This window comes from Microbispora sp. NBRC 16548, from assembly GCF_030268985.1.
Taxonomy (GTDB): domain Bacteria; phylum Actinomycetota; class Actinomycetes; order Streptosporangiales; family Streptosporangiaceae; genus Microbispora; species Microbispora catharanthi.
This window is the reverse complement of the sequence record NZ_BSSF01000004.1, coordinates 379,602-401,821: the sequence shown is the minus strand read 5'-3', so window position 1 is coordinate 401,821 and position 22,220 is coordinate 379,602. Positions and strand designations below refer to the sequence as shown.

The following is a 22,220-nucleotide window of genomic DNA, read 5'->3' as shown; positions in this document are numbered from 1 at the left end:
GATGGCGCAGATCCTCGGAGGCGGTCCTCCCGTCAACGAATCCGAGATCGCCGTCATCCGCCATCTCAGGGATCATGCCCCGGATGACTGGTTGGTGCTGCACAACATCGAGATTCCGGTGCGTCGTGGCCGCCAGGAGTTCGACAAGTTCGAGGTCGATCTAGTCGTTGTCACCGATCACTCGGTCTGCTTGATCGACGTCAAGGGCACACGCGGCCGTATCCAGGTCGCGGGCCGGCGATGGTTCCCCGAACGACGAGAGCCGTTCGGCTCGCCGGTGGCGAAGTTGCGCGGCCACGCGCGGGCGTTAAAGGGGCAACTGACACAGGGCGGCCGTACCAGCCTCTCCAGCGTCTATGTGGACGCGCTGGTAGTGCTGACGGCCGCCGATGCCGTGCTGTTGGACCAGAACAGTCGACCTGACGCCGACGCCCATGATGTGACGACCCTTCCGCTTCTGATCCAGACACTCGGCGACCTCGCCCGGGTCCGCCAGGGAATGGCTCGTGACATCACCCCGTATCGGCAGGCCATTCTGGAGGCGCTGAACGCCACGGTACGCAGACCAACCGGGCCACTGCAGTTTGGTAACTGGCAGGTTCAGGAGAGGCTCGGCGGTACCGACGAGGTCGTGGAGTATCGCGCCGTGAACGCAACCGCGCCGACGACGGGGACGGTGCTGCTCCGGGTCTACCACGCAGACCCGTTCGCGCAGGAGGACTTGCGCGCAGCAGAGCGGATCGCGATCGCCAACGCTTACGAGATGCTGGCGAAGATGCCTCCCCACGAATGCATTGTGGGGCGGCGGGACTTCTTCGCCACTGAGGACGAGAGTCGTTTCGTGCTGGTGCTGGACGACACACCCGGGCGGTCGCTCCGGGTTTGTTTGCACGATCAGCGTGAACCGCTCGCGGTCGACGTGAAGCTCCAGGTTATCCGCGACATGCTGCGCGGCCTGGCGCACGCGCACGCTCATCGGGTACTGCACCGAGCACTTTCCCCGAGTACGGTGATGGTCACGGGGGCCGGCCGGGGATTGCTCACTGGATTCGACTACGCGCGCCCAGAGGATCCACGGTCGCACACAGTGCTGGACCGTCTGGCGGCGGTGCTTGACCCTGCTTACGTAGCGCCGGAGTGCCAGTCGCGGGCGCAGGCGATGAGCCGTGCATCGGATGTGTACGCGGCCGGAGTGATTGCCTTTCGGCTGCTCACCGGGGAAGTGCCGTTCGCCACCAGCGTTGACCAATTCAGCCGGAGCAGCGTACTGCCAGTCCAGGCTATGGCCGACGCCGGGGTGCCGCCGGAGTTGGCGGAGCTGCTGCAGCGGCTCTGCGCCTTGGCTCCGTCGGAGCGGCCGACCGCGGTCGAGGCACTGCGGCAGCTCCAGCGGGCTGTCGGCGCAGGCGGTAGTGGAGGTCGCGGAACAGACCCACCTGGACGAACAGACGGTGAGGAGTCGCCTGACTACAAGAACCTAGCCGTCGGATACCAGCTCACCCAGAAGTACACAATCCGCAGGAAGCTCGGCTCAGGCTCATTCAGCGTCGTCTATCAGGTGTACGACAATCTTGCCGCGGCTGACAGGGTACTGAAGATCGTGTTGCGAGACCGGGAATCGGTGATTGACCGGCTTCGACACGAGTACCAGATCCTGCTCGGTCTAGGCCCGCACCCGAACGTGGTCGCCGCCCGCGAGGCCGACTACCTGAGTGGCGGGGAAATCGCCTACCTCGTCTTCGACTACGTTGAAGGCCAAGACGTCAGTGAGTTGATCAAAGACCGTCTGCTCGGCCCAGCAGACACGGTCCGGCTCGGCATCGACGTTGCCACGGGCTTGTCTTACCTGCACCAGCACGGCGTCTTCCACTGCGACATCAAGCCTAGCAACTTGCTGCGGACCGATCAGGGCTGCAAGATCATTGATTTCAACGTGTCGGCGCCGGTGGATTCCAGCATGTCGCGTGTGGGCGGGACCGCACGTTACGCTCCGCCGGACACCGCTCCCAGGCCACCAAGCCCAGCCGACCTAGCGGATCGGGATGTGTACGGTCTAGGGCTGACGCTGTATCAGCTCCTGTTCGGTCAATGGCCATTTGCCTCGGCGCAACCGACTCTCGGCGAGGTACCAGCCGATCCGAGCACACTGCCAGGGTTCAGTGAGCTGTCCGACTCTCTGGTGGCAACGGTCCTCCGGGCTATCTCTCCGTTACGCGGAGACCGGTACGGTAGCGCGGCCGAGTTCCTGGCGGCGCTGCACGCCATCGGCCCCGTGCACCGGCCTAAGCCTGCCCCGTCGGTCGACCTCGTCCCGATACCGAGTCACACTCGGGGGATCAACCCATTCGTGGCGCACCTGCAGACGCTCTACAGCCAGAGCACGAGCAGCAATGCCGGTACCCGTGGCCACGATCCGTTCAAGCTGTACGTCCGCACGGCACTGGACAAGCGGCTTATCCGCGATGTGCAGGAAGGCGCCTACCAGCTTGTGGTGATCAGCGGAAACGCAGGTGACGGCAAGACGGCCTTCCTGGAGGAGCTAATCGCCGATGCAAGGAAGCATGGCGCCGAGCCGGGACCGGCACGGGAGAACGGCGCTGATGTCCGGCTGCTCAATGGGCGCTGGCTACACACCAACTACGACGGCAGCCAGGACGAGGGTGAGCGGGGCAATGACCAAGTGCTCCTCGACTTCTTCGCCCCCTTCGCCGGGGCCGATGCCGTCCCCGATAGTGGCTCGACCCGGCTGATCGCGGTCAACGAGGGCCGCTTAGTGGACTTCCTCAGCACTCATGAGGAACAGTTTCGCTGGCTGGCGTCAACCCTCCGCGACGGGCTGCGCGGTGTGAAGTCCGATGACGGCGTCCTCGTGATCAATCTCAATCGGCGCAGCGTCGTCGCCGACGAGGACGATCAGAACGGATCGATCTTCGACCGGGTGCTCCTGCGAATGGCCGATCCGATGTTCTGGGAGGCATGTGCTTCCTGTGAGCTCGCCAGCACCTGCTACGCCAGGCACAACGCGGGCACGATTGGCCACCCTGATGCCGGACTAAAGGTGGCGCGTAGGCTCAAGGAGCTGTACACGTTGACCCATCTGCGCGGTCGGCAGCACATCACGCTCCGTGATCTGCGATCCGCACTGGCCTTCATGCTGACATCCGGCCGCTCCTGTGAACAGATCCACGATCTCTACCGGGGTAACAATGCCGAGGAGATCTTGGCGAGCTTCTACTTCAACAGCTGGGCAGGGACGCCGGACACTCAAGACCGGCTCCTGCGGCTGCTACGCGAAGTAGACGTCGCCATCGTGCCGGAGCCGGCACTGGACCGGCAGATTGACTACGTCGGCCCGGACGCTGGACAGGCGGTGATGACCGTTGACGGCCGGGGTGACTACGACGTCCAGCTCCTGACGAGGCTCTTTGGCCGGCTGCCCCGGACCACCGCCCCTACCTCAGAACAGGTGGCGAGCCATCGGCGCTATCTCGCAGCCGCTCGGCGGCGGTTCTTCTTTGAGTGCGTGGACGAGAAGCGGGCCAGGAGACTGTTGCCCTACCAGACTGGTGCGTCCTTCATTGAGCTGCTGAACCGGCCGGAACAAGCAGCGGGACACCTAACTCAGGTGATCGAGGCGATCAACAGGGGGGAGGGGCTGCCCGACCCTGCCCGGCTAGGCGATGTGCTTGCGCTGCTGGTACGGCAGGTGCCTGGCGGAACCATCCGCAGCTACCGGCTCTTCCCAGTCGAGACGCTCACGCTCTCGGTGAGCGCGGCCGAGCCGTCGCCCTACCTAGAGGAGCAGCCAGACGGGCTGATCCTTGCGTACCACGGGGATGGCGGACATGTGGCGCGGCTGCACATCCGGCTTGACTTGTTCGAACTGCTGCACCGGTTACGGGCTGGATACCTGCCCGGCGTCGCTGAACTGCAGGGCCTCTACCTGGGCTTGACGATTTTCAAGAACGAGCTGTCGGCGGCGCCGTACCAGGAGGTGCTGCTGACGACCGGTGGACGTGACCTCCACGGGATTCGGAGGGAGGACGACGGGCGCTTGGTAATGCGGGTCCTTACGGACGGGGGTGACGGACAGTGACGCTCAACCGGAGCGACAAGGAGTTCCGGCATCCAGGGGTGAGCTACCTGGACTACAAGCAGGTGGAAATGGATCGGGTGCTGACCGGGTTCCTGCCCCGGTTGTGGTGGGGCGGCTCACCGAGCGTACTTGCCCGGTCGGCGGATCTCACTGTGGACGACTTCGTCGAGACCTTCCTGGAGCATCCGAAGCTGTTCTCCGGCTTTGATGAGGACACGACGCGCCGGTGGGCCGAGACGCATCTGCTGGACGTCGTCAACCGCGGCAAGGCCGGACAGGCGGTTGCCGGGCTCCGCCCGCTACACGGCTTCACCTACCGGTTTCGCAATGCGCGCAGGTCCCGGCCTTACGGTGCGGATGAGCAGCTCTACGCGATGATCTATCACGCCGCCGGCGGGCTCGGTCGCAACACCCTGACCTATCTGAAAGACTTCTTCTTCGCGGGAGTCGACCCGAGCACCGAGACGCGACTGCACGGTCGGCAGATCGACGTGGAGACGCAGGCACTGATCAACCTGTCCGACGTGGTCCGCAGAGATGTCGCGGATCGCCGTGCCTGGGAGCGGGATCGGCGGTTCCACCCGCCGCTCTACCCGGAGGCATCCAACCTGCTCGCTGAGGACATAGTCGACCTGCTGTTCCACAAGGACCTCATTCCTCGCTCGGCCCTCGTCGACTACCTGAAGATCTTGTTCGCATTCCATCTGGCGCTCTACCACCTGAGGATCACCAAGCTGCTACCGGCGCTGGTGCGTGGAGAGAACCCGCAGCCAGACGGCGCTTTCTTCCTCGACGTGGCCGGGATCCCGGGAACCGCCGCCGCAAACCTGGCTGAGCGGAGCGCGGCGGTTTGGTTCGGACGCATACCCGACTTCGTGCGGGCGACCTTCGTCATCAAGAAGCTCGACGAGTTCGCGGTATACCTCACCAAGCTGAATCGGCTCCGTAAGCCTGCTGACGGCATTGTCACTGTCACTGATCTGTTGGCGTTGCTAGATGAGCCGTACAAGGAAGACAGAGAGCAGTTCGGCGCCGGTCGGCTACGGGGCATCGTTGACCGGTCGCGGACCGCCGATGAGGACCTAGATACGGTGATCTCTCAGATCGTCGACCTCGGCCTGGATCCGTTCACAACCTATATCGAGGTCATCACGGCTTTCCGGGTCCGCTTCCACCGCAAATACTTCACTGAGTGCCTCGACACGCTGCTGCTCAAGAACCGACCCGGCGCGATGATCGCGCAGCCTCGTCGCGGGGAGCGGCGGTTCGTGCTGGACGCCCGGTTGCTCGAAGTGCTGCTGCAGATCGCGCTACTGCGCCAGGGCGGCGACGCTGGATTGCGTACCACGGCGATGCGTGTGGACGAGTTCCTGGCCATTCTCAGAGGCCGATACGGCCTGTACATCGACCGATTGCCGTCTGCCGACGGGTTTGACCGGCCGAGCATCACCGACCATATGGCGCTCCGGGAGAACACCAAAGCTTTCACGGCGCGGCTGCGGGAGATTGGCTTCTATTCCGATCTGTCCGACGCCTATCTGACACAGACCATAACCCCGCGTTACGTCGTCAAGGACTGACGGGATCACGATGAGCACAGGACTTCGCGAACTCCTCGACTCAGAGCTGGAGGAGGCTCTGGAGAGAGTGCTCGCTCCCCGGCTGTCGGCACTACTACAGGCCCGCCGGCCCGGACACTGTGCGCGTATCACCGAGATCGGCGTGCCGCTCGCGGTACGGCTGTGCCGTCGCGTTCGTGTGGCAGTGAACAACGGCGCTCAGGTCCACGTGCTGGGACAGCCGCCGCAGGTGCCCGCCGAGATCGCGGTGAGCAGTACCAAGCTGATCGAGCTGCGCAACCCGGCCGGGGAAGAACAGCGGCCGCCGCTGCTGGTCTTCGTGCCACCGGGCACACGGGCAAGCGCCGAGGACTCCTTTGACGTGGCCACGTTCGAGGAGGTGCCACTGGGTGACGTCTACGGCGACCTGGCCGATCGCCTGCTGGCCGAGGTTCCAGAGGAACTGCGCCGTGGCGTGGCGGATCTGCTGGGATTCCTGTCCGACGAAGCCTGGCCGTACGCTGACACGCTGGCGAAGGCCCGGTTCCTGCTGACCATCCAGCTCAACGACTTCGATCCGATGGCCGCTGGAGCCGCGGTGTTCGAGCTGGGTCTGGTGCCCGACTTCGACCTGTTCGCTGACCCGGCCCAGATCCGGACCCGTGCTGCCCGTAACCACCAACAGATGCAGATTCTGATCCGTGCCGATCGGCCGGAGCGTCAGCGAGTGATCGAACTGGGCCTGACCGAACCCGCTTTCCGGGCCAAGTTGGCAGGACTGCTAGCACAGACCGGGGTGGACAGCCCGCGTTCCTGGACCCGCCGCATCGTGGTTGACCGGGCCAACTGGGGCCTGGCGTTCCAACGCTGGCCGCTCCGGGACGAGGCGCCCGCGGAGAAGCTTCAGATCAGTGTTGGCACGCTGGACCTGCCTCGAGTCGGCGACCAGCAAAGCGGTGAACTCGGGAACTACGTGGGGCAGATGTACCTGCAAGCGGGCAGCGGCGCGCCCTCTGTCCTTAACGTCCCCTTCACCGTCGATCCAGACCCGCGACGGGTGGCAGGCCTCGCCAAGTTCGTCGTTCAACTTGTTTCGGAGGAGTCAGGACCGACTGGAGTCACCGCTACGGTACGGCCGAGTCGTACAGCGAAGACCAGCTACACCGCGAAGCTGCGAAAGCTGCGCAGCGCTGACCTCGATCCCGGTTGGCACTACATTCGGGTGCTTCCGCAAGACGACGAGGGCATCCCACTGCCTCTGGAACAGTCCCGCGACGAAGGGCATTACCTCAACGAGAGCGATCGCTTCTACGTTGTCACAAACGATGAGGTTGACGAGCCGCGGGAGCGCCCACGTGTCGTCAAGGACATCGGCCTCACTCATGCGCTGCGCCGAATGGAGTTCAAGGCGCTGGAAGAGCGTAGGGACTGGCGGGACGTACGTTGCCGCGAGGCCGGGTGGAAGAGCCGGCACGGGGTGGGGGAGCACGTGGTGCAAGCGTCCTTCGCCGGCCACGGCCTGGTCGAGATTCCGCTGTCGGCAACCCTGGCGCGGCTGGAGCAGCAAATCCTGGCCGAGCCAGGGCACGCCTGCATATGGCGGTTGCCAATTAAAGTCAATCAGGTCGAGGAGCCAATCCGCAAGGAAGGCTCCTGGCCGGAAGGCGGCGGGGAGAAACTCAACCAGTTTCTTAAGGCACGCGCCGCCGTATTTGAAACGATCAGCGGCGATGACCGCCTGGTTGTAGAGGGATGCGATCTGCTTCGGCTCCGCGAACACACACAGGCGTACGCCGAGTCCTACGCGGAGCTGCTGAACTGGCTGCTCTACCGTGCCGAGCGGGCGGAGGAGGGACAGGTCCCCGGCATCCTCCGGGAACTTGCGCTGCTGCTGCGCCTTGACTGTGCGGCCGTCGACTATATCGACCTCCGCGGTGACCGAAGCGAGCTGACACTGGTGGCCCCCACCCATCCTTTGCGGCTCTTGTGGCTCGTTACCTGGGCCGAATTGGGCCATAAATGGCTGTGGGACGCTGCAGAAAGCCATCCGAACGCGATCGCCGCCGCAGGCCGCGCCCTGACAGAGATGTCTCCGCTAGGATTCCCACTCGTCGTGCCGCGCCTTGGCGGCGCACTAACACTGGCTGCGGCGGATCTCAATCCCTATTGGGGCCTGTGCCTGCCTGCGGAGATCGATGATCCGCAAGGAGCAGTCGGCGGAGTGGCCGCCGCTCTGCGTCTCCCCGAACGGTGGACCGGGGATGCCTCCGCCACACGGCTCGCCGACAGAATCGAGCGATACCTTCGGCTCCATCCCTACGTCAGCACCCTCGTGATCAGCGTCGTCAATCCGGGCCGAGCTGAACACCTGGCGGACATGCTGATTGAACTGCAACGCCGCAAGGGCCTCAAAAAGATCACCTACGATTTTCGTCTGTTCACCGCCGACCCCGAGCGGCCGGACGCCGGCGAGGCTCTAGCACGGCTCTTGCGTGGAGAGTGGAGCTCCCTGGCGGACGCCGAGGTCTTCCATACACGGGCCCGCTCAGGTGGAGTGCCCAAGCTAGCGGTAGCCGTACGGCCTCTTGCCGAGTTCCGCTCCGCGAGTGGCGAGCACTCGGCGCACATAACGATGCTGTTCGACGCTTTTAGCGGCGAACGCTTCGACGCCGTGCCTGCCGTACGCGAGGGTCTCGTGCCGGTCCATGGGCTGCAGCAGGATGTGACTGTCATCTACGACCGGGAGGAGGACCCAGTCGCCTGGCGCAAGCTACCTAGGCACGGCCGGGTGCACGCGATTCCCGGTGCCGCAGAGCTCTCCGACCTGCTCGCCTCTCTACCCGAGATCATTTCCGCTGCGGCGTCCGCCGTGGCAACCGGGCAAGCCGGTACCCGCTCGGTGCCGAGAGTCACCCTCACCCTCGACGTGGCCGACAGCACGCTGCTGCACCAGGCCCACCGTTCCAGCGATTGGGTCATCACTGTGGACCGCACGCTGGGTGTGGAGTACTTCGACAACCCAGGTAGCGCCCGCCGTCCCGACTATCTCATCGACGCAGAGACGGACGGGAGTGAAGGCCTGGGCCACCACGTGGTCATCAGCTCTCGCTCTGTGGATGAGCTCCGTACGCTGCTCGAACCGGTGCTTGCCCAGCACGGATTCCAGGTAGAAGCACACCACACAGCGAGTTTTTTCGATCAGCTAAGGCTGCTGTCCGGGCGACTGGCGTTCAAGCTCGCCTCGGCGGCGGCCACCCAGCGCACCGAGGTCCTCGGGCTGGTCCTGGCGCGGCTGTATCTCGACTACCAGGGAGTGCTGACCAATCAAATCCTTGTCCCGCTCGACGCTCATCTCGAGTTGCTCCGCGAGGCCAGGAGGCGAGCAGATGAGGTTGGCGAGGCGGTGGGCCTGCAGCGGACTGATCTCGCGCTGTTCAGCCTTGATGCGAGGAAGCGGTTGATCACATGTCGCCTGGTTGAGGTCAAGTGCTACAGCTCGCTCAGCGCCTACGAGCCGCTCAAAGACAAGATCGCCACTCAACTACGCCGCAGCGAGCAACGGCTCGCTGAGCATTTTGACCCACACCGGACCCAGCCCGACCGGCCGGACCGGGTGCTGCGCAACGCCGAACTTGTCGCGCTGCTCCGACCCTACCTGAGCCGGGCCGAACGGTATCGGACCATGCGGCCGGACGCTGCGGCAGAGGCGCGGTGGTTGCTGAATTGCCTGGACCGCGGCTACCGGCTGGAGTTCACCAGAACCGGTATCGTCTTTGACCTGGGCGGCAGCGGCTCCGGGTTGGAGTCGGAAGGCGGTGTCGAATATCACCGGATCGGACGCGATCTCGCAGAAGAGCTCATTGGCGCTATCCCCACGGAAGCGCCGTCTCTTGCGGATATGACCGTGGGAACCCTCAGCGACCTCAGCCTCACGCTGCCCCGGCTCAGCGAGGCGGCGTTCCGCTCTCCCGACCGCGCCCACGAAGTTCCGGAAGAAGGGCTGCCTCCGGAACCGGAGGACGTCGAGGATTCCGAGGTCCCGGAGGACGCCAGCGGGCTGGAACCTGTCGTACCTGATTCGCCGGCTCAGGCGCCGGTTCTTGCCGACGTGCCTGCACCTGCCTTGGTAGAGCCTGATGCTCCGGTCGTCGAGGACATGCCCGCGGCCGAGGAGCCAGTGCATATAACTACAGGGACAGGCAGTGCTCCTCCTGACGTGTACCTTGGAGCGGCGAAGCCCTCTCCTCAGTATGGGGTCCTAGGGGAAGCCGGAGGGCGCCGAATAGGTCTTGATCTCAACCAGACTCACACCATCAGCCTCTTCGGCGTGCAAGGCGGTGGGAAGAGCTACACCCTCGGTTCGATCATCGAGGCGGCCTCACTTCCTGCACCACCGGTCAACGAGCTGCCGTCCCCGCTGGCCACCATCGTCTTCCACTACAGCCCCACCCTGGACTATGCGCCCGAGTTCACCAGCATGGCCTTTCCGAACGACGACGCCGAGCAGACACGTCTGCTCAGGGAGCGCTACGGGGTAGAGCCAGCGGCCCTCACCGATGTGGTCATGCTGGTTCCAGAAGATCAGCTGGAGCAGCGCCGTTCCGAGTACCCCCGCATCCAGGTGCTCCCGCTGAAGTTCAGCTCAGGAGAGCTTCGAGCGGAGCACTGGCGGTTCCTCATGGGCGCCATCGGCAACCAGTCCACCTATATACGGCAGCTTCAGCGGATCATGAAGGCGCATCGTCGTGATCTACGCTTGGACGTCATCCGGCAGGCCGTAGAAGACTCCACTCTCTCCGACAACCTCAAACAGCTCGCTCAGCAGCGCCTCGACCTAGCCTCCGACTACATTGACGACAGCGTCCAGGTGAAACCACTGGTGCAACCGGGTCGGATGATCATTGTTGACTTGCGGGACGAGTTCATCGAGAAGGACGACGCGTTGGGGCTCTTCGTCGTGTTGATGCAGTTGTTCGCCGAGGCACAGAACAACGGCAAACGATTCAACAAACTAGTCGTCTTCGACGAGGCACACAAATACATTGAGAGCCCCGATCTGGTGGACGGACTCGTTGAAAGTGTCCGGGAGATGCGACACAAGGGCATGAGCGTGCTCGTCGCCAGCCAGGACCCGCCCTCGGTGCCGATCTCACTCATCGAACTTTCCAACCACGTCATCTTGCATAAGTTCACGTCTCCGGCATGGCTGAAGCATCTACAGAAGGCTAAAACTGCTCTAGCAGAGCTCAGTTCGACGAAACTTGCCGCGCTCACACCGGGGGAGGCTTACATATGGTCCGGCACAGCTACCGAGGCCGCCTTTAGCCAAGGCGCTGTCAAGGTGCGGCTCCGGCCTCGGATTACCCGTCACGGCGGTGGAACTCGAACCGCTGTTCAGTAGCTAAGCCAGCCCGACGTCAGCAAGAGCGTTGCCTTTCAGCAAGGGTTCAGGCGTCTGCGGCTCGAAGCCCCCAATCACCAGCGCGGCAGCGGGGTCTTGGAAGCCTGCAAGCCTGAGCGATGCTACTCACCTGTGTTCGCCAGGTGCCACCAACCGGCGTCGAACACGGGCTCCGAGGGCACCAACCGCGCCATCAAGACCGTCGCCCGCGACGCGTACGGCTTTCGCAATCCACAAAACCAACGCCTACGCCCCGTTGCGCCGCCATCCGACGAAGCCACGGATGCCTCAACCCCGCTTAACTCGAAAGAGCCGTCATATCCGAGGTGTTGCCAGGCCAGACCCACTCCCGGACAGGGATGCCCTCGCGGGTGACCGACAGTCGTGTGCCCAGACGTTTTCGCGTCCCGCGAGTCCCCGTGGCCCATTGGCCAGCTGCTACATCCCGCGATCAGACCCCATGTGCCCGCGAACTTCGAAACTCGGGGCAAACCAGGGTGCCCGAGGCGCCTGCTCATCTGAGGCTTCTAGTGATGAACTGGTAAGGACGTCCTGCTGGGTAGACAGCCGGTCGGCGGGTACGCTTGACGTCGCTTAGTCCAGGGGGCGCTGAGTCTGCTTCAAGGCGATAGTGCCGTTCAGAAAACCATCAAGGACCCGAGATCGCAGGTCACGGAGGGTCTCGTTTTCGGCCTGTGCAATTCGTACCCGTGCATGAAGGCGATCAGCAAGCCGCGCGAACCGCTTACGCACTTCCTCCGGAGGCCACCGGACCTTGGTGGATGAAAATGCGCGCCGGCTGAGTTCACGTCCGGCGGAGCCCTGCGCACTGGCCGCTAGTTCAGTGCTTCGAGAGCGGATTTCGTGTAGCAGCCAGTAGGAGTCAGCAGCCGACTCCGGCCTCAGCACCAGAACTCCACGACCGGCAGCAACGAGCACCTCGCTTCGCACGACTCGAACTCCGTCCTCCCTGGAAGCGACCAAAAGCGAGCCGGGGTCACATAGAGCGACGTCATCTCCCGCGGCGAGCGACCGCTCGGTTCGGTATAGGTGGGGTAGGTCACTCTGCAGGACGTCCGCGGGCGCCGCGAAGGGGATGACATCCTCGGTCCTCGTTCCGTCCTTGTCTGGTCGCAGGCGCGGCGCGGCCCCGGCTTGCAGCTCAACTAGCGTACCAATGGGCCGTTCTGGCCATCCTTTGCTTTCCTGCGTTTCGATAGCGAATCGCGCATCACTCAGCGCTGTCGCACAATCGGCGATGTGTACATTTGTCACATTTTTCGCCTCTAGGATTTGAATCACTCGCAGGAGCGCACCTCTCGGGCCAACGGGCGGCAACGGCACAGGCAGATCACGGAGCGCCGCCAGGCTGAGTGTGCGGTGCAGTGTTGAACCGGTGGCCCACCGCTCACACCATTGCCGTACCTCAGGCGACCCCAACCACAGACTGAGCCACGCTCTTTCCTCCGGGTCTGCCGTGCGGATGATCCCGACGGTTCTGGAGGTGTTCCAGTGGTGGAATTCGTCAGTGACGATCGCAGCATCGCCCACTCTGCCCACCAGAATCACGACGATATCGCCGGCCTGCACCTGGCTGCGAAGGTTAGCCTCGTGTACCTGATGGGTGATCCGCCTCGGATGACCACTGTTTAGGCGCCCGTTTTGAATATCGGTAGCACGGATCATGCCTACTCCATTTTCGGCATGATCTCCAGGGCGTGTGATGCCGTAGCCGATGATATGTACCGATTGGAGTTCGCCCAGCCGCTTCACGATCCAGCCCTCAGGGAGCCGTTGCAGCCGCTCCTGCAGACCGTCCAGCATTACAGTTGCCCCAGTAGATCGCGCAACTCACCTTCGAGGCGGCGGGCTTTGTCGAAAAGTTTGTACAACTCATCGGTCAAATGGGCTACTTGCTCTTCCCTATCGCCTTGCGTCGCCTCGGCTGCGGTCCCACCTATATGGTGAGACGGCAGCACATCGTACCCCTGATCAGCAATGTCTTCACTGGAGACCGACCGACACCAGCCGGGTACGTCCTCGTAAGGAACTGCTCCTTGCGCGCCCCGCCATGCTGCAAAAGTTTCGGTGATACGTCCTCGCGCCTCGTCTGGTATAGTCCGGCGGCCTCGCCCCAAAGGCAGGGCGGTTTCACGTGCGTCGATCAGCAAATACTGTCTCGACCGATCGTTGCTGCCCCAGTTGCCGTGCGGCTTCTTGCTTCTGCTGAAGAGCCATAGACTCACAGGGTTGCGCACATGGGGGATGAGCCCAGCTGGCAACTCAACCACACAGCTCAGAACATCGTCTTTTACCAGTCCAGCACGTATGTGACGTTCGACTGATTTCGCTCCAAAGGCAGCACCTGTTGGCAGCAGAAGTCCTGCGCGCCCCCTAGGAGAGATCTTACTGATCACATGCTGGACCCAGGCGAAGTTGGCGTTGCCGGCGGGCGGCACACCATAGACCCAACGGTGGTCGTAACGGGTTTGCCCATCTTCGTCCCATCTGGACAGATTGAATGGAGGGTTGGCAACGACCACATCGAAGATCTCGTTCGGAAAGAGATCTCGCGTCAGACTCGACGCTGGCCCTTTCAAATCTGCTGCTAGGTCGTGAACGGAAAAGTTCATCGCGGCGGTCTGCAACGCCATTTGGTTGACATCCTGCCCGTGCAACGCCAGCGAGCCGGTCTTTCCTTCGGGCGATTTGACGTACTCGCTAGCTCGCAGGAGAAGCCCGCCAGAACCACAGACAGGATCATAAACAGTTTCACCTGCCCGGGGCTCCATCAGACCGATCAACAGACGGGCGATCTCCGCCGGTGTGTAGTATTCGCCGCCTCTCCCTATCGCTAGCGCCTGCTCCGCCAAACAGCGATCGAACAGGGCTGCAGGGTCTGACGCTGCGGCCACGCATTCGATCAGGGGAGCGAGCTGAGGGGCACGCATGTCTGCAAGGTTCGGCAGTCCGCTCAGCTTCCCGTGGTTCGATTCCCAATCGCCCAGACCATTTCGGATGACATCTGCCAGCTCGCGCCCGCCGCGCCTCCAGAAGTCCTGCGTGGTGAGCGTCTGCCAAGCATCGAGGGCAGTACGCCGGTCACTCTGCTTGTCGGCGCGTTCCGCGTCCGCCTCGTGACGCAGAAGAATCAGCGCCATAGCGAAGAGGAGAGCGTCCTCGAGTGTCAGCGCCCCGCGCAGGGCATCCAGCGCGCGTTCCAGCGGCAACTCCTTCGACGCTCTATCCACCCTCACTCCTGCCGATCCTTCTCCTCATCCATCCCTTGTGGACCCTACCGGCCCTCGGTCTGCTCCATCATGTCCGGCCGCCCTCAGCCGGGCTGCAGGAAAGCGATGATCGCGATGCCCAGCGTCGCCATGCCGACGAAGACGGCCGCGCCGGCCTTCACCGCCTGATCCACCCCTTTCCCGCGCACCAGGCACCAGCTGAAGGCGAGCAGCGCACAGATCACCGCCACCGCTAAAACAAGCAGAACCGCCACGATGCGTAACCCCATCAACCCCAGCCTCTCTCCGCGACGTATGCCGAAGCAGCGCGGAGGACGAGCCACCGGTCGACCCCGCGCCACGAGACGACGTTAGCAGCAGACGGTTTGGGAGACAAGTAGCAGTCCGTTTGGGAGCGTACCTTGACTCTCCGAGTGGTATAAATATGCGGACTGGCCACTGACAGGTCATCGGTGATCTGGAGCCGGTCACGCCGACTAGAAGCGGGATGTGAGATCGGGCCGACCACATCGCCCGAGTCAGTCAGTCACAAACTCCGAATCCGTGATCTTGCTCGCGGTGCTGGCCAAGCCCATCCAGCAATCCCCAAGACCTTGATACAGGGCAGGGTCAGGACGGGTATCACCACAGCCCGGGGCGTCAAAATGCGCAACGTCCGTTGCCCGCGTGCTCAGCCGGCCCATCGAATCCAAGCGCCTGGACATCCACGGAGACCCGCTCAGATCTCCGGGCTCGTTCCCAACGTCATCTCAACTCGCCGGCGGTTCCGGCCTTCTCGACCAGACGGCCCCAACGAGGGCTACGAGCGAAGGCCCGGGCGATGGCAACACCGCTGGGCAATTCTCCATCCGCCTGGCGGTTCCTCTGCGCCCACCGCCAGGCCTCTCGCTGCAGGGCTCGGCCAATCCCGTTACGCTCATCAAGCAGTTCGGCGTCTCCCCGATTATCTTGCCGCTCCACAAGGGCTGGACCCGTATCCGCGGCAGGATCAGAGGTCCAGGCCAGCAGGTCTTGAGTTTGTACCCGCCCCTCTGCGGACCTACGAATCTGAGACATCAGGAGCTCGTAGCTGCCGATAAGGGCCAGGGACGGCCCCGCGGCGATGATTCGGCCGATCAGGCTGGGCTCGGCGACGGCGACGTTTGCGCCGAGACTGGCGAGACTGCCGACCACGAGCAGGCTCCACGCCAGGATGCCGCCGCGCGAGCCGTACCGGTTAGCCAGCAGAATGGACATCGAAGCGACGACGATCAGGCCGTCGACGGCGAGCGGAATGAGAACCGCCGCCAAGCGATCCTCACCATGGCGCAGGCAGAGTTCATGCATGTGCCGAAACGAGACCACCGCCGCGATCAGCGCTAGTAGCGCGACACCTGCGATCGTCGTACGTCGGATGCGGCGAACAGCATGACTACTCGGCTTCCCCACCGCTTAGGCCTCGTCGTCTAGGGAGAGGTCAGCGGCAGCGATTCGCGCATAGTGATTTGGTTCCAAACCCCCCACGGTCATGAACCCCCATGGACGCCGGGACGCGAAGATGCGTCCTCTGGTCCGGATTTCGCCTGCTGTTCTCCCTCTGATCAGGACTCTCCCTTCAATGGATCGAGATCGGATAGGCCCAACGCGCCGTGCTGACGCAGACCTGCTTACCGCGCGGATCGGTTCCGGATCTTCGAGAACGCGTCCAGAGCCGTCTCGTCGGCGTCATCGAGTGTGTGCAGATACTTCTCCGTGGTGGCGATGGAGGCGTGGCCGAGTCGTTCCTTCACGACCTGGAGGTCCGCGCCGCCAGCCAGTAGCCATGAGGCGTGTGCATGCCGCATGTCGTGGATCCGCACGTGGATCCCCAAGTCAGCTTCCTTCAGCGCGGGCTTCCAGACCTGCCGTCGGAACCAGTCGGCCGGGATATGGCCGTCGGTCTCCCGCTGTCGCGGCTCGCGGGGGCTGTCCTTACCAGAGGACCGACGTCCGGCGCGGTAGATGGCGAACGCGGCGCGGCAGTGCTCGCAACGGCACTTGCCCGCGGTGTAGGCACTGAGCGTCCCGTGCCGGTAACTCCGCCCCTTCTCGTTCGGCTCGGTGAGGCCCAGTTCGACAGGATCGGGAGCGAGGCGGAGCTTCGGCTTGCCCTTGGGTTCGTGGCGCCAGACGAAGAAGAGGTCGTTCGACCCGAGCTTCTCCGCCTCGATGTGCGCCTCGATCTTCGCCGCGATCTGCGCCGTGAGCTTGAAGCGCCGGAACTCCCTGTCCTTCGGATAGTCCTTCACGATGAATCGCTCACCGTCGGGATGGAACTTCGGGTTCACCTCGACGACCGCACGGGAAACGGTCAGGATCCGCGACCTCGGCGTCAGATCCTTGACCCGCAGCTCGGTCAGCTCTCCCCACCTCAGTCCGGTCTCGATCGCCGTCTCCACGAGCAGCTGCGAATCGGCATCGGGAAGCGCCTGATAGAGCACGTCGAACTGCTCCGGTGTGATGATCGTGCGCGGCTTCCTCGGAACGGTGGGCGTCTTCACCCCGCGGCAGGGATGCAGATACGTCACCTGGTCGTTAAGGGCCGTGGTGAAAATCGCGCTCAGCAGGACCTTGGCGTACTTGATGGTCGCCGGGCTGACACCGTTCTTCTTCATGCTCGCGACCCAGGCGCGGACATGCTCGGGAAGGATGTCGATCATCCGCATCGCGCCGAACTCGGGGATCAGATGCCGGTGGATTGTGTAGGTGTAGCTCTGCCGTGTGGTGGCCTCGATCTCGTGGTTCGGCAGCCAGGTGTCCAGCACGTACCGCTCGAATGTCTGCCGCCCCCGCCGTGGGTCGCCCACTCGCCCCTGCGCGACCAGGCTCTCGGCGTCCCGCCACGCCCTGTCGGCCTCTTTCTTGCTGGAGAACGTACCGGCGGACTTCTCCATCCCTTTGAGGTCCATGTAGTAGGCCGTGTACCGGGGCTTGCCGTCCCTGCCGACCCGCTTCCGGGAGTATCCCAACCTGTCGATCACCTCCTTGATCGTTTGACCGTCGTTTGACCGTGACACCCTCCGTCATACGTGGGCACTCGTGGTCACCACTGGGTACTGCAAAAGTGGCTTCTACCTGGGATTTTACGCGCCAGAAGCGATCTGACCAGGGGCTCGAATGAACGTGTCGTCCCCGTTCGGGACGAAGAGGCCGTGGGTTCAAATCCCGCCACCCCGACCATGTAGTACCAGCTGAGAGGCCGGTTCCGAAGATCGGAACCGGCCTTCTGCGTTCCTGAGTGAGTAACTGAGTGACTAGCCTGCGAGGAGATCTCTCCCCATGGGGAGGCGCTACAGGCTCGGGTGCCCCACGGTGCCAGCCCGCTTGGCCTGGGATCTTCAGCTAACTTCTTACGCAGAACCGTTACAACGGCATTGAGGGACTCCATTACCGCTTGACGCAGGAGACTCTCTTCTGTCTCCCGGCGTAAGCTATCGACGTTGGACTGGATCGCCAGGCGAGTAGCTGCTGTGGCCGACGAGGCGGGAGATCTCCTCCAGGGCGAGGCCGTTGTCTGAGAGCAGCGAGACGAAGCTGTGCCGGAGCTCACGCCACGGGGTGCCCACTCGGCCGGGTTACCCCCTCGGCGTCCTTGATGGCATTGCGGAAGTCGCGCCGTTACGTCCGGGGGATCGAGTGGGGTCCCGACCTTGGATGCGAACACGAGGTTGTTCTCCTGCCACTTCTTCCCCGCGGCTTCCCGCTCCCTTTTCTGCTGTTCCCTCTGCCGCTGTAACGCGTCCAAGCAGCGCTTGGACAGGGCGAGAGTCCGGCGCGACTTACGTGTCTTGGTGTCGCCCCCACCCCTCAGGCGTTGTTACTTATGCCTATGTAGCAGCTCCCTGGCTAGGACTGGAGCTTCACATCGGAGCTTCGGCTTGCCAGGAGGAGTGCTTCATGGTTTCGCGTCATTCGGCAGGCGCACGCGTCGTCTCGGCGGCGTGCGCGGCGTTGGCTCTGAGCGTGTCCGCGCCCGCCATCGCGTCGACGGACAACGCCCCGGTCAAGGTAGGGGACGTGCAGAAGGCGATGGAGGCCTTGGTGAAGTCAGGCCACGTGGTGGGCGCCATCGGCGAGGTGTATGTGAACGGTAAGCGGGTCGGGAAGGGATCGGCCGGCTCCCGGCTGCTCGACGGCGGGGGCGGCGTGATCCCCTCCACCGCCCGCTACCGGATCGGTTCGCAGACTAAGAACATGACCGCCACCGTGGCCCTGCAACTCGTCGAGAGCGGCAAGCTGAAACTGGACGACAAGCTCAGCGAGGTGCTTCCCGAGGTGGCGGAGAAGGATCTAGTGGAACGGGCCGACGAGATCACGGTACGCAACCTGATCCAGCTCTCCTCGGGCATCCCCGACTTCCTCACCCCCGAGATCGACCCGCTCGGCTCCACGATCACGTATCGCCCCGTCGACTTGCTGGCCGCCTCGCGCAAGCAACAACGGCCATCGGAGATCGGGACCTTCAACTACTCCAACACCAACTACATCCTGCTCGGCATGATCATCGAGAAGGTGACCGGGCATTCGCTGGCGAGCGAGCTCAAGCAGAGGATCTTCACCCCGCTCGGCATGCGGGCCACCTACCTGCCGATCAAGGCCGCCGAGGGAATCAAGGGCCCGCATGGGCACGGCTATAGGAAGGATGAAACGGGCAAGCTGCTCGACGCCGACAAGCTCAACGCCACCACCATGCTGGGCGCCGGCGGCGTGATCTCCACCGCGCATGACATCAGCGCCTTCCAACGCGCGTTCATCCAAGGCAAGCTGCTGCCGGACTCCCTGCGCAAAGTGATCAACGATCCGGTGCCCGGCCAGCCGTCGCCGCCGCAGGGCGGTCCGTGTATGGGCAAGCCGGCCTTCCAGCCACGTGGCGGCAGCGCCCCTGGCTTCGTCGCCGCGACCTACACCTCCCCGGACGGGCGGCTGCAGTTCGCGGTTTCCGTGACGGTGGCCATGGATGACGCCGAGCGCGGTGCTGTGGCGCAGCGTATCGACCAAGCCCTCGCGTCGGTGTTCTGCCCTGCGACTGCCGCTGGCTAGACCTGTTCTCCGCTAGATCGTTTCTCTGGATCGCGTTATGAAGAGTGGGTTGGCCCGTCTGACTGGGTCTGAGTGGTCCTTCGGGCCAACCTCGTCATTAGTCTCGCCGGGGACGGGTGGAGATCCTGGTTGAATGCATCCGCCACGGCGACTCTGGGTGCTGCCGATGCTCGCAGTCACCCATCGCTGCTTGAAGGATCTTGATCCACAGGTACTGACAATTACTCGTGCTGTGACGGAAAACGTTCACCGGGGTGCACAGTTTTCGCGCGGGGGCGAACCTCAACTTTTGACGGCCTCTGCGATCTGCAGTGCGACCTGGGCCGGTGTTAGGTGCGTGGTGTCGACGACCTCGGCCTCGCCGTGTAGCCACGCGCGGGCCGCCTCGGCGTAGGGCTCAAGGTATCTGAGACGGAAGGGGGAGGGGCCAAGAAGAGTGTCCCCCTCGATGCGCCTGCGGAGGGTGTCTTGGTCAGCGTGGAGGACGAAGTGTCGTACCGGAATGGCATGTTGGGTGAGGCCCATGCTGATTTCGCGCCAGTACTGCTCGACCAGGACGGTCATGGGCATCACCAGAGTGCCGCCGGTGTAGTCGAGTACGAGGCGGGCGGTCTCGACTACGAGTGGCCGCCACGGCGGCCAGTGTTGGAAGTTGTCGGTCGCCGGCAGCCCCGGCGTGATGTCCATGAGTGTCTCGCCTACCTTCTCGGCGTCGAACACCCGTGAATTCGGGATCAGTTGCTGCACGAGTGGAGCGGTCGTCGTCTTGCCTGCGCCGTGGGTGCCGTTAAGCCATACGATCACAGAGCCCGATGCTAGTGCTGTGCGGGCCGTGGGAACGGACCACACAACGCCGCAATCCGGATCCCCGGCACCGAGCGCACAGCACGAGATCGGCACCGGGGAGGGATGTACCGCGGATCCGCGGTTACGTCGAGACGACCGTCAGACGGCCGTGCGCGACCACTGCTGGTTGGTGCCGGTGTTGCACGGATACTGCTTGAGGATCACGCCATCCGCGGTCGACGCGGACGGTACGTCCACGCATTTGCCGCTGTGTCGTGCCCGGAGCTGAAAGTAGCCACCGTTGGCGACCATCTGGAACTGCTGATTGGCGCCGGTGCCACAGGTGTACTGGATGAGCTCGGCGCCGTCGGCGGTTGAAGCGCCCACCACATCAAGACACTTGCCGCTGTGGCGGCTGACGAGGCGCCAGTAGCCGCTGCCGGCGTCCTGGAACTGCCACTGCTGCCATGGGTTGCCGCCGTAGGTGTACTGGTCGACGCGCGCACCGTTGCTGGTGCTCGCCTGTAGGACGTCCATGGCCTTGCCGCTGTGGCGCGCGTCGATCCTGTAGAACGTTTCCGGCTGCGGCGAAGGGGTGGAGTCGCGGACGGTGTCGCCCCAGCCGTAGCGGACCCGGTCGGCGCCGGATTGATTGCGGATGGCCAAGGTGAGGTTGGTGCCGCTGCCGCCGAGGGCGTACATCGAGTAGTGGTCGTAGCCGAGGTTGTCGGTCGGCTTGCCGCCGAGGGCGGGCCAGTAGGTGCCGCCCATCTGGTTGTCACGCATGACCTGGGCCACGGCGCGGAGGTAGCGCACGAAGTTGTCGGTGCTGTTCGCGTCGCCGTAGTTGCGGCCGTCGTTCATCGGCGCACCGAACTCGGTCATGACCGCGCGCGAGGCGCAGTTGCCCAGACGCGTCTGAATGTGGCTTCGGAAGGCGTCGTAGGTCATCGCGCTGTAGAAGAAGGCGTAGTAGTGGAAGGACAGCAGCGTCGAGTTGAAGCGGCTGTCGTTGCAGATGTCCCGGAGGTCCTGGCTGAAGCCGGTACCGCCGATGAGTACCCGGCCAGGCACCGCCGAGGTGTGAGTGCTGAGCCAGTTCGCCGCTACGTCGCGCCATTCCGCCGATGAGTAGCCGTGCGGCTCGTTCATCGGCTCGAAGTAGACGTTGCTGTTCGAGCCGTATGTGTTGGTCACGGTGGACCACATCGAGTTCCATGCGGCGAGGTTCGTGATCCTGCCGCCGGAGGCTGCGCCGTCCTCCCAATAGGCCAGGATGACCTTGAATCCACGGTCGGTGGCGGCGTCGATGGCGCCTCGGTAGGAGTTCCACCAGCTCGTGTTGGCCACAGTGTGGGTGTTGATAGGCAACCGGACGGTGTTGACCCCCATGATGTATTCCATGTAGTCGTAGAGCGCGTTGGCCTTGGCCCGTACTGTCGCGTTGCTGTCGGACTGGCTCAGGCCCTGCACGACGAGCGTGCCGGTGCTGAAGTTGTCACCCAGCACGGCCCAGTTCATGCCTCGGAATTGGCTGGTGGCGGCATTGGCCGATGGCGCGGGGACGAGGGCTGCCACTGCGGTGAGCGCGGTCAGCACAAGGGCGATCAGCAACTGGCGCAACGACCGAATGCTCCGCGATGGTCCTGATGAGTAACCATCAGACGCCATGCTCAGTGCCATGAAATGTCCCATCACTAGATCTGAATTGCTGGGTCGAACTTTCACTTGAGCACATTGTTAGCGATAACAAAAAATAAATGCCAATTACCCATGGAGGCCTCACGCTAGAGAGGAGGCGGGAGTGCGTCAACAGAAAGGGAGACGACTTGCTCGAACCGCTGGTCCGTGACTGACACCGCTGTAAATTTCAGGCAGACTTCCTGGTCACGCCAACGCCCCGATAGTGCCAATGCAACTCCACCGCGCCTCGGCCACACGTTCCGCTCTCCGATCGCGGCCCGGTCGGTGCAGGGTACGAACAGGATCGCCTGCCGCCCGGGGGCAGTGCGGCCTACCAGGCCGAGGGCCGTCCCTGCTGGACACCCGGAGGGACGCTGATCCTGGAG

At 63.6% G+C, this 22,220-nt stretch carries 11 protein-coding genes and 1 pseudogene; 5 read left to right on the top strand and 7 right to left on the bottom strand.

Going from position 1 to position 22,220, the window contains the following annotated elements; translation table 11 throughout:
- The first annotated feature begins 1 nt into the window (after position 1).
- The 4 genes and pseudogenes from mads6 to QSK36_RS43695 all read left to right on the top strand — a co-directional run.
- Positions 2-4,096 carry a methylation-associated defense system protein kinase MAD6 gene (gene mads6, locus QSK36_RS12975; RefSeq protein ID WP_285782557.1) on the top strand — a complete coding sequence of 1,365 codons (4,095 nt, stop codon included), beginning with the start codon at positions 2-4 and terminating at the stop codon, positions 4,094-4,096.
- Positions 4,093-5,676 carry a methylation-associated defense system protein MAD7 gene (gene mads7 / locus QSK36_RS12970; protein ID WP_285782556.1) on the top strand — a complete coding sequence of 528 codons (1,584 nt, stop codon included), beginning with the start codon at positions 4,093-4,095 and terminating at the stop codon, positions 5,674-5,676. Before mads6 ends, mads7 begins: the two co-directional genes overlap by 4 nt.
- A 10-nt stretch (positions 5,677-5,686) precedes the next feature.
- Positions 5,687-11,056, top strand: coding sequence for a methylation-associated defense system ATP-binding protein MAD8 (gene mads8 / locus QSK36_RS12965; protein WP_285782555.1), 5,370 nt, complete (start codon positions 5,687-5,689; stop codon positions 11,054-11,056).
- 159 nt (positions 11,057-11,215) lie between these two features.
- Positions 11,216-11,308 (top strand): annotated as a pseudogene (locus QSK36_RS43695) (transposase); the annotation flags it as partial.
- 342 nt (positions 11,309-11,650) lie between these two features.
- Here QSK36_RS43695 and QSK36_RS12955 read toward each other — a convergent pair.
- The 5 genes from QSK36_RS12955 to QSK36_RS12935 all read right to left on the bottom strand — a co-directional run bounded on the left by QSK36_RS12955 (position 11,651) and on the right by QSK36_RS12935 (position 17,306).
- On the bottom strand, positions 11,651-12,880 hold the full coding sequence (locus QSK36_RS12955; RefSeq protein WP_285782554.1) for a restriction endonuclease subunit S domain-containing protein: 1,230 nt from the start codon (positions 12,878-12,880) through the stop codon (positions 11,651-11,653).
- Positions 12,880-14,307, bottom strand: a complete 1,428-nt coding sequence (locus QSK36_RS12950; protein WP_285782553.1) for an N-6 DNA methylase — start codon at positions 14,305-14,307, stop codon at positions 12,880-12,882. Before QSK36_RS12950 ends, QSK36_RS12955 begins: the two co-directional genes overlap by 1 nt.
- An 83-nt stretch (positions 14,308-14,390) precedes the next feature.
- Complete coding sequence (locus tag QSK36_RS12945) at positions 14,391-14,576, bottom strand: hypothetical protein (RefSeq protein ID WP_285782552.1); 186 nt, start codon at positions 14,574-14,576, stop codon at positions 14,391-14,393.
- Between the two features lie 475 nt (positions 14,577-15,051).
- Positions 15,052-15,735, bottom strand: a complete 684-nt coding sequence (locus tag QSK36_RS12940) for a DUF2637 domain-containing protein (RefSeq protein WP_285782551.1) — start codon at positions 15,733-15,735, stop codon at positions 15,052-15,054.
- A 218-nt stretch (positions 15,736-15,953) separates the two neighbouring features.
- Positions 15,954-17,306 (bottom strand): tyrosine-type recombinase/integrase, encoded by a 1,353-nt coding sequence (locus QSK36_RS12935; RefSeq protein ID WP_502883305.1) that lies wholly within the window; start codon positions 17,304-17,306, stop codon positions 15,954-15,956.
- A 916-nt stretch (positions 17,307-18,222) separates the two neighbouring features.
- On the opposite strand from QSK36_RS12935, the gene QSK36_RS12930 reads away from it, so the two are divergent.
- Positions 18,223-19,365, top strand: a complete 1,143-nt coding sequence (locus QSK36_RS12930) for a serine hydrolase domain-containing protein (protein ID WP_285782550.1) — start codon at positions 18,223-18,225, stop codon at positions 19,363-19,365.
- A 282-nt stretch (positions 19,366-19,647) separates the two neighbouring features.
- Here QSK36_RS12930 and QSK36_RS12925 read toward each other — a convergent pair whose 3' ends face one another.
- Together QSK36_RS12925 and QSK36_RS12920 are read right to left on the bottom strand one after the other, a co-directional pair.
- Positions 19,648-20,169 carry an ATP-binding protein gene (locus QSK36_RS12925; protein ID WP_182898067.1) on the bottom strand — a complete coding sequence of 174 codons (522 nt, stop codon included), beginning with the start codon at positions 20,167-20,169 and terminating at the stop codon, positions 19,648-19,650.
- Between the two features lie 141 nt (positions 20,170-20,310).
- Complete coding sequence (locus tag QSK36_RS12920) at positions 20,311-21,774, bottom strand: RICIN domain-containing protein (protein ID WP_221263832.1); 1,464 nt, start codon at positions 21,772-21,774, stop codon at positions 20,311-20,313.
- Positions 21,775-22,220 lie beyond the last annotated feature (446 nt).